This is a genomic window from Pseudomonas sp. BGI-2 (assembly GCF_004310295.1).
Classification (GTDB): Bacteria; Pseudomonadota; Gammaproteobacteria; order Pseudomonadales; family Pseudomonadaceae; genus Aquipseudomonas.
Genome location: NZ_SISB01000004.1, coordinates 1 through 12653, shown reverse-complemented (window position 1 = coordinate 12653; position 12653 = coordinate 1). Strand labels below are relative to the sequence as shown.

At 57.4% G+C, this 12653-nt stretch carries 12 protein-coding genes; 9 read left to right on the top strand and 3 right to left on the bottom strand.

The window, feature by feature from the left end:
• Positions 1-84: 84 nt before the first annotated feature.
• Together tsf and rpsB are read right to left on the bottom strand one after the other, a co-directional pair.
• On the bottom strand, positions 85-948 hold the full coding sequence (gene tsf, locus EYC95_RS03705) for a translation elongation factor Ts (protein ID WP_131059157.1): 864 nt from the start codon (positions 946-948) through the stop codon (positions 85-87).
• A gap of 191 nt (positions 949-1139) precedes the next feature.
• The gene (gene rpsB / locus EYC95_RS03700) at positions 1140-1877 is read right to left on the bottom strand and encodes a 30S ribosomal protein S2 (protein ID WP_007907989.1); all 738 of its coding nucleotides are present in this window, start codon (positions 1875-1877) and stop codon (positions 1140-1142) included.
• Positions 1878-2250: 373 nt separating this feature from the next.
• Between rpsB and map the strand changes: the two genes are divergently transcribed.
• Genes map through dapC form a run of 3 tightly spaced genes read left to right on the top strand, consistent with a single transcriptional unit; the run spans position 2251 to position 7036 of the window.
• Entirely contained in the window at positions 2251-3033 is a 783-nt protein-coding gene (gene map / locus EYC95_RS03695) for a type I methionyl aminopeptidase (RefSeq protein ID WP_131059156.1), read from the top strand.
• Between the two features lie 45 nt (positions 3034-3078).
• The gene (locus EYC95_RS03690) at positions 3079-5781 is read left to right on the top strand and encodes a [protein-PII] uridylyltransferase (protein WP_131059155.1); all 2703 of its coding nucleotides are present in this window, start codon (positions 3079-3081) and stop codon (positions 5779-5781) included.
• A gap of 55 nt (positions 5782-5836) precedes the next feature.
• Entirely contained in the window at positions 5837-7036 is a 1200-nt protein-coding gene (gene dapC, locus EYC95_RS03685) for a succinyldiaminopimelate transaminase (RefSeq protein WP_131059154.1), read from the top strand.
• A gap of 79 nt (positions 7037-7115) precedes the next feature.
• Here the strand turns inward: dapC and EYC95_RS30095 are convergent, their stop codons facing one another.
• A complete protein-coding gene (locus EYC95_RS30095) occupies positions 7116-7289 on the bottom strand; it encodes a hypothetical protein (RefSeq protein WP_165557423.1) in 174 nt (57 codons plus the stop codon).
• A gap of 111 nt (positions 7290-7400) precedes the next feature.
• Between EYC95_RS30095 and EYC95_RS03680 the strand changes: the two genes are divergently transcribed.
• The 6 genes from EYC95_RS03680 to EYC95_RS03655 all read left to right on the top strand — a co-directional run bounded on the left by EYC95_RS03680 (position 7401) and on the right by EYC95_RS03655 (position 12511).
• Complete coding sequence (locus EYC95_RS03680; RefSeq protein WP_131059153.1) at positions 7401-8048, top strand: hypothetical protein; 648 nt, start codon at positions 7401-7403, stop codon at positions 8046-8048.
• A gap of 32 nt (positions 8049-8080) precedes the next feature.
• Positions 8081-8824, top strand: a complete 744-nt coding sequence (locus EYC95_RS03675) for a M12 family metallopeptidase (RefSeq protein ID WP_131059152.1) — start codon at positions 8081-8083, stop codon at positions 8822-8824.
• A 484-nt stretch (positions 8825-9308) separates the two neighbouring features.
• Positions 9309-9671, top strand: coding sequence for an ArsC family reductase (locus tag EYC95_RS03670; RefSeq protein WP_256656902.1), 363 nt, complete (start codon positions 9309-9311; stop codon positions 9669-9671).
• Between the two features lie 33 nt (positions 9672-9704).
• Positions 9705-10739 carry a 2,3,4,5-tetrahydropyridine-2,6-dicarboxylate N-succinyltransferase gene (dapD, locus tag EYC95_RS03665; protein ID WP_131059150.1) on the top strand — a complete coding sequence of 345 codons (1035 nt, stop codon included), beginning with the start codon at positions 9705-9707 and terminating at the stop codon, positions 10737-10739.
• A 159-nt stretch (positions 10740-10898) separates the two neighbouring features.
• Entirely contained in the window at positions 10899-12104 is a 1206-nt protein-coding gene (locus tag EYC95_RS03660; RefSeq protein WP_131059149.1) for an aminotransferase class V-fold PLP-dependent enzyme, read from the top strand.
• The gene (locus EYC95_RS03655) at positions 12101-12511 is read left to right on the top strand and encodes a SufE family protein (RefSeq protein ID WP_131059148.1); all 411 of its coding nucleotides are present in this window, start codon (positions 12101-12103) and stop codon (positions 12509-12511) included. The genes EYC95_RS03660 and EYC95_RS03655 overlap by 4 nt, the downstream gene beginning before the upstream one ends.
• Positions 12512-12653 lie beyond the last annotated feature (142 nt).

Here is a 12653-nt window from a genome sequence, read left to right as displayed (position 1 = left end):
CCAATTAAAAATTGGTGCCCCATCTGAAAAGAGGCTGCGCGCGTAAGCGGGCAGCCTCTTCAGGGCGACAGTTAAAAAACCGTCTTATTGCTTGGCGGCAGCCAGCTGGGCAGCAACTTCTTCAGCGAAGTTGTCGACCGGCTTCTCGATGCCTTCGCCTACTTTGAAGTAGGTGAAAGAAACGATTTCAGCACCGGCTTTCTTGGCCAGTTCGCCGACCTTGATTTCAGGGTTCTTGACGAACGCCTGCTCAACCAGGCTCGCTTCAGCCAGGAACTTGCTGATACGGCCTTTGACCATGTTTTCAACGATGTTTTCCGGCTTGCCGGCGATCTTGTCAGCGTTGAGGGTCAGGAACACGCCCTTCTCACGCTCGACCGCTTCAGCGGAAACTTCCGACGGCAGCAAGAATTCAGGGTTGGTCGCCGCTACGTGCATGGCGATGTCTTTGGCCAGCTCAACGCTGCCGCCTTTAAGGGCAACCACAACACCGATCTTGTTGCCGTGCAGGTAACCGCCAACAACATCACCTTCAACGCGAGCCAGACGACGGATATTGACGTTTTCGCCAACCTTGCCGACCAGAACCAGGCGATCAGCTTCTTGAGCGGCGATCAGCGGAGCAACTTCAGTCAGTTTGTCAGCGAACGCTTTTTCAACGCTGGAAGCGACAAATGCCTTGAAGTCATCCTGCAAAGCCAGGAAGTCAGTCTGCGAATTCACTTCCAGCAGAACGGCGGATTTACCGTCTTCCTTCAGAGCGATAGCGCCTTCAGCGGCTACGTTACCTGCTTTCTTGGCAGCCTTGATGGCGCCCGAAGCACGCATGTCATCAATGGCTTTTTCGATGTCGCCGCCAGCCTTGGTCAAGGCCTTTTTGCAGTCCATCATGCCTTCGCCAGTACGCTCGCGCAGTTCTTTGACCAACGCCGCAGTAATCTCTGCCATTTCAAAATTCCTCTTGGATAGGTTTTCAACCATTCCACCCGATCGAACGGGCGATCAATTCTTCCCGAACCCACTTGTTAGCAGCTGCACGTTACAGAGGCTGTAGCTGCGCCGCTCACAACCGGTTTTCAAGGTGGCAAAAAGGGGGCCAAGCCCCCTTTTTGCTTACTGAGTCAACGCCAGGGCGTCAATTACTCAGCTGCAGCCGCCGGAGCTTCTTCAACGAACTGCTCGGTGCCGCCAGCAACGTGGTTGCGACCGCGGATTACTGCGTCAGCCATCGAACCCATGTACAACTGGATAGCGCGGATTGCGTCATCGTTGCCTGGGATGATGTAGTCAACGCCTTCCGGGCTGCTGTTGGTATCGACTACGCCGATAACCGGGATGCCCAGCTTGTTGGCTTCGGTGATCGCGATGCGCTCGTGATCAACGTCGATAACGAACAGAGCGTCTGGCAGACCGCCCATGTCCTTGATACCACCCAGGGAACGATCGAGCTTCTCAAGATCGCGAGTGCGCATCAGCGCTTCTTTCTTGGTCAGCTTGGCGAAAGTACCGTCTTCGGCTTGCACTTCAAGGTCACGCAGACGCTTGATGGAAGCACGGATGGTTTTGAAGTTGGTCAGCATGCCGCCCAACCAGCGGTGATCGACGTACGGCGAACCGCAACGTGCTGCTTCTTCAGCAACGATCTTGCCAGCGGAACGCTTGGTGCCGACGAACAGAATCTTGTTTTTGCCCTGGGCCAGGCGCTCTACGAAAGTCAGAGCTTCGTTGAACATTGGCAGGGTTTTTTCAAGGTTGATAATGTGGATCTTGTTACGCGCGCCGAAAATGTACTTACCCATTTTCGGGTTCCAGTAACGGGTCTGGTGACCGAAGTGCACACCGGCCTTCAGCATATCGCGCATGTTGACTTGGGACATGATAGTTCCTTAATAAGTCGGGTTTGGCCTCCACGTATCCCAATGACCAACCAGCAGCATCAGCTGAAGGCACCCAGGTCATCGTGTCGACACGTGTGTGGATTTAAGCCTCTCGGGGTATCCCCGGAAAGCGGCGCATTTTATATCACAGGGCTGCAAAAAACGGAACCCGGATTCTCAATTCCTGACGCACGACTTCAGCCGCGCCCTTGGAATCGCCCAAGAATGCGCCAATCTATAGAGAGAAGCGATGCACAGAGGCTCAGATTTGCGCTGATCGTCTGTTAGAATCGCGTTTTTCAGGGCCGCGAAGATCGATCGCGCAATGCCCATTTCGTTTTAGCAAGCGCCATCGAGCGCAGAGAGAGCCTGTATGACCGTCACCCTCAAAACCCCCGAGGACATCGCAAAGATGCGTGTCGCCGGCAAACTGGCCGCCGATGTGCTGGAAATGATTGCCGAACATGTCAAGCCGGGCATCACCACCGAAGAACTGGACCGCATCTGCCACGACTACATCGTCAACGAGCAAAAAGCCATCCCTGCCCCGCTCAACTATAAAGGCTATCCGAAGTCGATCTGCACCTCGATCAACCACGTGGTCTGCCACGGCATCCCGAACGAGAAGCCGCTGAAGGATGGCGACACCCTGAACATCGATGTCACCGTCATCAAGGACGGTTTCCACGGTGACACCAGCCGCATGTTCCACGTCGGCACCGTGCCGGTCTGGGCCGAGCGCCTGTCGCAAATCACCCAAGAATGCATGTACAAGGCCATCGAAATCGTCAAACCCGGCTGCCGCCTGGGCGACATCGGTGAAATCATCCAGAAACACGCTGAAAAGAACGGTTTCTCGGTCGTACGCGAGTTCTGCGGTCACGGCATCGGCAAGGTGTTCCACGAAGAGCCGCAAATCCTGCACTACGGCCGCTCCGGCACCGGCATGGAGCTCAAAGCGGGCATGACCTTCACCATCGAGCCGATGATCAACCAGGGCAAGGCCGACACCAAGGTATTGGGCGACGGCTGGACCGCGATCACCAAGGACCGCAAGCTGTCGGCCCAGTGGGAACATACCCTGTTGGTGACCGAGACCGGTTACGAGATCTTCACCCTGCGCGCGGATGACACCATCCCGCGCGTTTCGGCCTGATCCGACCCGCGCCGTTCAAAGCCTTATAGATAGGAAAGCCAATCGATGCCGCAGGTGGATCCCGAACTCTTCGACCGCGGCCAGTTCCAGGCTGAACTGGCCCTGAAGGCAAGCCCGATCGCGGCCTTCAAGAAGGCGATCCGCCAGGCCCGCGAGGTGCTCGACGAGCGCTTTCGCAGCGGCCGGGACATTCGCCGGTTGATCGAGGATCGCGCCTGGTTCGTCGATAACATCCTGCAAAAGGCCTGGGAGCAATTCAACTGGAGCGAAGACGCCGACATCGCGCTGGTCGCGGTCGGCGGCTACGGTCGCGGCGAATTGCATCCTTATTCCGACATCGACCTGTTGATCCTGCTGGACAGCGCCGATCACGAAGTTTTCCGTGATTCCATCGAGCGTTTTCTGACGCTGTTGTGGGACATCGGCCTGGAGGTCGGCCAGAGCGTTCGCTCCGTGGACGAATGCGCCATTGAAGCCCGCGCCGACCTGACGGTTGTCACCAACCTGATGGAAAGCCGCACCATCTGCGGTCCCGAACGCCTGCGCCAGCGCATGCTCGACGTCACCAGCACCGCGCACATGTGGCCGAGCAAGGACTTCTTCCTGGCCAAACGCGCCGAGCAAAAGGCCCGTCACCACAAATACAACGACACCGAATACAACCTGGAACCCAACGTCAAAGGCTCACCCGGCGGGCTGCGGGACATTCAGACGATTCTGTGGGTGGCCCGCCGCGAATACGGCACCCTGAACCTGCGGGCCCTGGCCGGCGAAGGCTTCCTGGTCGAAAGCGAAAACGCCCTGCTGGCCTCGTCCCAGGAGTTTTTGTGGAAGGTCCGGTACGCGCTGCACATGCTCGCCGGTCGCTCCGAAGACCGCTTGCTGTTCGATCACCAGCGTTCGATTGCCGGGCTGCTGGGTTTCGAGGGCGATGACGCCAAGCACACCATCGAAAACTTCATGCAGCAGTATTACCGGGTGGTCATGAGCATTGCCCAGCTCAGCGACCTGATCATCCAGCACTTCGAGGAAGTCATCCTCGCCCCGGAAGACGAAGCGCCGCCGCAGCCGATCAATTCGCGGTTCCAGTTGCACGACGGCTACATCGAGGCGCGCAACGACAACGTGTTCCGTCGTACGCCGTTCGCCATGCTCGAGATCTTCGTGCTGATGGCCCTGCAGCCGGAAATCAAAGGCGTACGCGCCGATACCATTCGTCTGCTGCGTGAGCATCGCCACCTGATCGACGACGATTTCCGCAATGACATTCGCAACACCAGCCTGTTCATCGAACTGTTCAAGTGCAAGATCGGTATCCACCGCAACCTGCGCCGGATGAACCGTTACGGGATCCTCGGGCGTTATCTGCCGGAGTTCGGCTTCATTGTCGGGCAGATGCAGCACGACCTGTTTCACATCTATACGGTCGACGCCCACACCCTGAATTTGATCAAGCACCTGCGCAAGTTGCAGTACACCCAGGTGTCGGAAAAATTCCCGCTGGCCAGCAAGCTCATGGGCAAACTGCCCAAACCCGAGCTGATTTACCTGGCCGGCCTGTACCACGACATCGGCAAGGGCCGGCATGGCGACCACTCGGAAATCGGTGCGGTGGATGCCGAAGCCTTTTGCCAGCGCCACCAATTGCCGGTGTGGGACAGCCGCCTGATTGTCTGGCTGGTGCAGAACCACCTGGTGATGTCGACCACCGCCCAGCGCAAGGACTTGTCCGACCCGCAGGTGATCCACGATTTCGCACAAGCCGTCGCCGACGAAACCCGTCTCGATTATCTGTACGTGCTGACCGTTGCCGACATCAATGCCACCAACCCGACCCTGTGGAATTCCTGGCGCGCCAGCCTCTTGCGTCAGCTCTACACCGAGACCAAGCGCGCCTTGCGCCGCGGCCTGGAAAACCCGGTGGACCGCGAAATGCAGATCCGTCAGACCCAGAGCGCAGCCCTGGATATTCTGGTGCGCGGCGGTACCGATCCGGACGATGTCGAGCAGCTGTGGTCGCAATTGGGTGATGACTACTTCCTGCGTCACACTGCCGGCGACGTCGCCTGGCACAGCGATGCGATCCTCCAGCAACCGGCCGATGGCGGGCCGCTGGTGTTGATCAAGGAAACCACCCAGCGCGAATTCGAGGGCGGCACGCAGATCTTTATCTACGCACCTGACCAGCATGACTTCTTCGCCGTGACCGTGGCCGCGATGGACCAGCTCAACCTGAACATTCACGACGCCCGGGTCATCACCTCCAGCAGCAAGTTCACCCTCGACACCTACATCGTGCTCGACACTGACGGCGACTCGATCGGTGATAACCCGGCACGGGTCAAGCAGATCCGCGACGGCCTGACCGAAGCCCTGCGCAACCCGGATGATTACCCGACTATCATCCAGCGCCGCGTGCCGCGTCAGCTCAAGCATTTCGCATTTGCGCCGCAGGTGACGATCCACAACGACGCTCAGCGTCCGGTGACGGTGCTGGAGCTCAGCGCGCCGGATCGCCCCGGGTTGCTGGCGCGAATCGGCACGATCTTCCTCGAGTTCGACCTGTCGCTGCAGAACGCCAAGATTGCGACCCTCGGTGAACGCGTGGAAGACGTGTTTTTCATCACCGACGCGAACAACCAGCCGCTGTCCGACCCACTGCTGTGCACCCGTCTGCAGGATGCGATCGTTGAACAGCTGAGCGTCAGCCAGGAACCCGATATCAAATTGTCCCGACTCAGTATCTGAGTTATCAAATTTCCCCTGTGGGAGCAGGCTCCCTCCCACATCTAAAGAGGCCCCCATGAACAACGCTCTGAACCAGTTGCAGCCCTACCCGTTCGAGAAGCTCCGCGCCCTGCTCGGCAGCGTCACGCCAAACCCGGACAAGCGCGCCATCGCGCTGTCCATCGGCGAGCCGAAGCATCGCTCGCCAAGCTTCGTCGCCGAAGCCCTGGCAAGCAATCTGGATCAGATGGCCGTTTATCCGACCACCCTCGGCATTCCCGCCCTGCGTGAAGCCATCGCCGCGTGGTGCGAGCGCCGTTTCAACGTTCCGACCGGCTGGCTCGACCCGGCGCGCAACGTGCTGCCGGTCAACGGCACTCGCGAAGCGCTGTTTGCCTTCACCCAGACCGTGGTTAACCGTGGTGATGATGCATTGGTCGTCAGCCCGAACCCGTTCTATCAGATCTACGAAGGCGCGGCGTTCCTCGCCGGGGCCAAGCCGCACTACCTGCCATGCCTGGACGAAAACGGCTTCAATCCGGATTTCGACGCTGTATCACCTGATACCTGGAAACGTTGCCAAATCCTGTTCCTGTGCTCGCCAGGTAACCCGACCGGTGCGCTGATTCCGGTCGACACCCTGAAAAAACTGATCGCCCTCGCTGACGAATACGACTTCGTGATCGCTGCGGACGAGTGCTACAGCGAATTGTATTTCGACGAACAAACCCCGCCGGCCGGCCTGCTCAGCGCCTGCAGCGAACTGGGCCGCAAGGATTTTAAGCGTTGCGTGGTGTTCCACAGCCTGTCCAAGCGCTCCAACCTGCCAGGACTGCGTTCAGGTTTCGTCGCCGGCGATGCCGACATCCTCAAGGGCTTTCTGCTCTATCGCACCTACCACGGCTGCGCGATGCCGGTTCAGACCCAACTGGCCAGCGTCGCCGCGTGGAATGACGAAGTGCATGTACGCGCCAACCGTGCGCTGTATCGCGAGAAGTACGATGCGGTGCTGGAAATCCTCGGCCCGGTAATGGACGTGCAACGTCCGGATGGCGGCTTCTACTTGTGGCCAAATGTTGAAGGCGACGACGAGGCGTTCTGCCGCGACCTGTTCGTTGAAGAACACGTCACCGTGGTGCCGGGCTCTTACTTGTCCCGTGAAGTTGACGGTTTTAATCCGGGCGCAGGCCGTGTGCGCATGGCACTGGTTGCGCCGCTGGCTGAGTGTGTAGAGGCGGCCGAGCGGATTCGCGCGTTTATTACCCGCAAGCAGTAAACCATGAAACCGTGCCATTCAATATGGCACGGCAACTTGTATTGTCAGACCCCACTTCAATACAACCAACCCCGCCCCACTACAAAACACCAAAGTTCATATAAATCCATATTGCTTCTCGAGCGCAATACCTGGCACTTCCAACAACACCAAGCAACACTTCCCGCAAGTCTTTCTCTTTACCAAATCCAATACCAACACTAGATTCTACTTCTGCCGCACCCCTATTAACAAAACAAGGAAGTTGAATCATGTATTTCACAGTATCTTTTGCTATCACGGCGTACGAAAACTTCGAACCCCCCTGCAACTTTGCAATTACACCGCGCACGCCTACTCAGATTCTCCCAGGAGTGGCAAAATAATGTGGGCCAAGAAAAACCCTTCCAAATTCTGGACTCCCGGTCGCACTCTTCGCATTGCCTTTCTCAATGGAACCGAAGAATTCAAGGCCGCGACCATCACCGCAGCCAACAACTGGCTACCGCATATCAATTTAAGTTTCGAATTCGTCGAAGGTAAAGAAGGCGACATCCGCATACTTAGCGAGGAAGGAACGTTCTCGTCTAACGTCGGCACAGACGCACTGTTATCTACAGATGAGCCAACCATGAGGCTCTGGCCACACTCCCCCATCCAAGCACGTTATTTTGCAGCCAATGTAATGCATGAATTCGGTCATATGCTGGGGGCAGAACATGAACAGACCCACCCGACAGCAAACATCCCCTGGAACACGTCAGCCCTTTATGCAGAGCATGGATTAACTGACAACCCTGAAAAAGACGACTACCAAGCCAAAGTGACACGAGAAAGACTCCACCAATGGTACCTGGATCGCGCAGACCCCGACGCGAGCATTTATTCAGAGTACGACCGAAAGTCGATCATGCACTACGAAATCCGCCAATCCTGGACCGAAGGCGACTTCCGGATCTTTCTCAATTTTGATCTCAGCGAAAAAGACAAGGCCTTCATGGCCAAGGCTTATCCGTATCCCGACAACAAGTGAATCAGACAACTTTGACTTTAGTGAGTACCAAAATGAAAAACGCAAAACCCTGTTCTGTAATTCCTCCAAAAGATCAGCTAGCATCATACAAAGCAGCCATTACAGAAAACCCGAACAACGCCTCAAATAACGAATTATCCATATTAGCCGTTGGCGACTACCAAAAATTGTGGAAACCTGGTCGCGAACTGAAAATTCGCTTTCTTGAAGATGTTTCATCAAGCTTCGTACGAGCCTTTTCCCAAGCAATCACCCACTGGATAAAACACGCAAATCTAAAATTCGTAATAGTGCCGAAAGGCGACGCAGACATTCGAATCACAACTGACAGCGAACACAACAAATCGCTGATAGGTACCGACGCGCTGACTTTTGATCAAAACGAAGCGACGATGTACCTTGAAACAACCCCAAGCGACGAATACTTTGAATCGACCGTGCTCCATGAAATGGGACACGCACTTGGCTACCTGCACGAGCACTTGCACCAGGACGCAACCATCCCTTGGAACCGAGAAAAAGTTTACGAACATTATTTCGAGAATTACGGATGGGACAAACAGCGCGTGGATGAAAACGTGTTGACGCCCTATTCGGGTGCGATAGTGGACACCGAATACGATAAGAACTCCATCATGCACTACGAGGTTGATAAAGAGCTGACCGACGGTGTGTGGGAAGTCGGCAAAAATACCGTGCTGAGTGAGCTGGATATAAAAATGGCGAAACGCACTTATCCGGAAGATCCGGATGATGTGCCCTGGAAGAATGTGTAAACGAGTTTCTTGATAATCGGGAAGTCGCTATCTGACCTGCCCCTGACTCGACTCGCTCAGATCCAGCTCACCCCCATATCTCCCGCAGCACGTCATCGCTGATCTGGTGCTGACGGATCAGGCTGTTAAAACACCGAGCGCTGCGCCCGCAGCGCTTTCAAGCGTATTCCGTTGCTGCCAATCAGCAGCGGCTTCCAGACAATCGACAGCATTGAAGTGCCATATTAGCCGCTTAGACTGGGGACTGGCCGTTGCATCAATGCCGCACGCAGTCGCGAATTGCTTGATAAACCCTGTAGGAGCGAGCCTGCTCGCGATGGCGATATTTCAGTCAACATAGCCTGCGACTGACACACCCTCATCGCGAGCAGGCTCGCTCCCACAGGGTTTGCGATGACTTAACAACCACGGCCGACGCGAAACCGTCCGGTCATGGCATAATCCGTCACCTTTAATTTCCAGCACCTGCAAAGGGGGCAATTCCTTGACCGTTTCAAGCAAAACGTTGCACCTTTTCGGCATCAAAGCCTGTGACACCATGAAAAAGGCGCGCACCTGGCTCGATGAACACGCTGTCAGCTATGACTTCCATGATTACAAGACGGTCGGAATCGACCGTGAACACCTGAACCAATGGTGCGACGAGCACGGCTGGCAAGTGGTGTTGAACCGTGCAGGCACGACCTTTCGCAAGCTCGACGACGAACGCAAAGCCGATCTCGACCAGCGCAAAGCCATCGAACTGATGCTCGCACAACCCTCGATGATCAAGCGACCGGTGCTTGATCTCGGTGACCGAACCCTGATTGGCTTCAAGCCAGATATCTACGCGGCAGCGCTCAAGTAAGGCAGCCCGTTCCATTTTGTTAGAGGTATCAACATGTCCACTACTCTGTTCAGCCTGGCCTTTGGTGTTGGCACTCAAAACCGTCAAGGCGCATGGCTGGAAGTGTTTTACGCACAGCCACTGCTCAACCCGTCGGCCGAACTGGTCGCGGCCATCGCGCCGGTTCTGGGCTACACCGAAGGCAATCAGGCCATCGCATTCAGCACCGCTCAGGCCTCGCAACTGGCTGAAGCGCTGAGAGGCGTCGACGCTGCACAAGCTGCCTTGCTGACCCGTCTGGCCGAGAGCCACAAGCCGCTGGTTGCCACCATTCTGGCTGAAGACGCGCAACTGACCTCCACGCCTGAGGCTTACCTCAAGCTGCATTTGCTGTCCCATCGCCTGGTCAAGCCGCACGGCCTGAACCTGGCGGGCGTGTTCCCGTTGCTGCCGAACGTGGCCTGGACCAGCCAGGGCGCAATCGACCTGGCCGAACTGGCCGAACATCAACTGGAGGCCCGTCTGCGCGGCGAGCTGCTGGAAGTGTTCTCGGTAGACAAGTTCCCGAAAATGACCGACTACGTGGTTCCGGCCGGCGTGCGTATCGCTGATGCGGCACGTATTCGTCTGGGCGCTTACGTCGGCGAAGGCACCACCGTGATGCACGAAGGTTTCGTCAACTTCAACGCCGGCACCGAAGGCCCGGGCATGATCGAAGGCCGCGTGTCGGCTGGCGTGTTCGTCGGCAAGGGTTCGGACCTGGGCGGCGGCTGCTCGACCATGGGCACCCTGTCGGGTGGCGGCAACATCGTGATCAAGGTCGGCGAAGGCTGCCTGATCGGCGCGAACGCCGGGATCGGCATTCCGTTGGGCGATCGCAACACCGTTGAGTCGGGCCTGTACGTGACCGCCGGTACCAAAGTCGCGCTGCTGGACGAAAAAAATCAGCTGGTCAAAGTCGTGAAGGCCCGTGAACTGGCCGGTCAGCCTGACCTGCTGTTCCGCCGCAATTCGGAAACCGGTGCTGTGGAATGCAAAACCCACAAATCGGCGATCGAACTGAACGAAGCGCTGCACGCTCACAACTAAGCAGCACGTCAAACGATCACCTGTCTCTGTAGGAGCGAGGCTTGCCCGCGAAGCATTTGGCGGCCTCAAGGGCCACTTCGCGAGCAAGCTTCGCTCCTACAGGTTCGGCGTAGACCCGATCAGGCGTACACCCGCCCATGTTTACCAGGGCCCGATAGCATGATGATTCCCTCTCCCTGGCGGGCCGATTTTCCGGCCATCGCCGCTTTGCAACGGCAAGACCAGACGTATCTGGACAACGCCGCCACCACGCAAAAACCTCAAGCCCTGCTGGATGCCCTGGCGCATTACTACGCCAATGGCGCGGCCAACGTGCATCGGGCGCAGCACTTGCCCGGCGCCCATGCCACCCAGGCGTTCGAGGCCAGCCGCAGCAAAGTCGCCCAATGGCTGAATACTGGCGATTGCGGGCACATCATCTTTACCCATGGCGCGACCTCCGCGCTGAACCTCCTGGCGTATGGCCTGGATCATTTGTTCACTCCAGGCGATGAGATTGTCATCAGCGCCCTGGAGCATCACGCCAACCTGCTGCCGTGGCAGCAACTGGCCCTGCGTCGCGACTTGAAACTGGTGATCTTGCCGCTGGACGCTGACGGTTTGATCGACCTTGATGCCGCCGCACAATTGATCGGTCCGCGAACCCGTTTGCTGGCGGTCAGTCAGCTGTCGAACGTGCTCGGCGCCTGGCAGCCTTTGCCCGCCTTGCTGGCGATGGCCAAGGCGCACGACGCGTTGACCGTGGTCGATGGCGCGCAAGGCGTGGTTCACGGTCGGCATGACGTGCAGGCGTTGGGTTGCGACTTTTATGTGTTCTCCAGCCACAAGCTCTATGGCCCCGACGGTTTGGGCGTGCTGTTCGGTCGCCATGAAGCGCTGAAACAACTGTGCCATTGGCAGTTCGGCGGCGAAATGGTGCTGGATGCGGATTACCACAGCGCACGCTTTCGCCCCGCGCCACTGGGTTTCGAAGCGGGCACACCGCCGATTGCCGGTGTGATCGGCCTGGGGGCTACGCTGGATTATCTCGCGGGGCTTGATCAGGACGCCGTGTCTGCCCATGAAGCGGCGCTGCATGACTATTTGTTGAAGGGGCTTGAAGCGCGCAATGGCATTCGACTGTTGGGCAAGCCGCAACTGGCGTTGGCCAGTTTTGTCGTCGAGGGTGTGCATAACTCTGATCTGGCGCATTTGCTGACCGAACAGGGCATCGCGGTACGCGCCGGACATCACTGCGCCATGCCGCTGCTCAAGAGCTTTGAACTGGCTGGGGCGATCCGGGTGTCGTTGGCGCTGTACAACGATTCCGAAGACCTGGAGCGGTTCTTTGAAGCGCTGGATCAGGCGCTGGAGTTGTTGCGATGAGTTTGCCGGCCGATGCCGTTATCGCCCTCGAAACCTTTCAAAATGCTGCAGGTTGGGAACAGCGGGCGCGGCTGTTGATGCAATGGGGGGACCGTCTGCCTGCGTTGAGTGACGTGGACAAGGTAGATGCCAACCGCGTGCATGGCTGTGAAAGCCAGGTGTGGTTGGTGGGCTCGTTGGACGACGGCCACTGGCAGTTCATGGCCAGCAGCGATGCGCGGATGATTCGCGGGTTGGTGGCGTTGCTGTTGGCGCGGGTTAACGGGTTGTCGGCGAATGAGTTGCGGCAAGTGGATTTGCCGGGGTGGTTTGATCAGCTGGGCTTGTCGCGGCAACTGTCACCTTCGCGCAGTAATGGCCTTAATGCCGTGCTACAGCGGATGACTGAGTTGGCTAAGTCCCTGTAGGAGCGAGGCTTGCCCTAATGCCAGTCAGTTAAGCCCTCCAGCCCTCTTTTTGGGGTATTTGACTGGTCTAGGCTTGACCACTCTTGGGTAACTTCGCTCTCGTCTGGCTGGCAGTATGAAGTGCTGAGCCTGGATTCTCAGT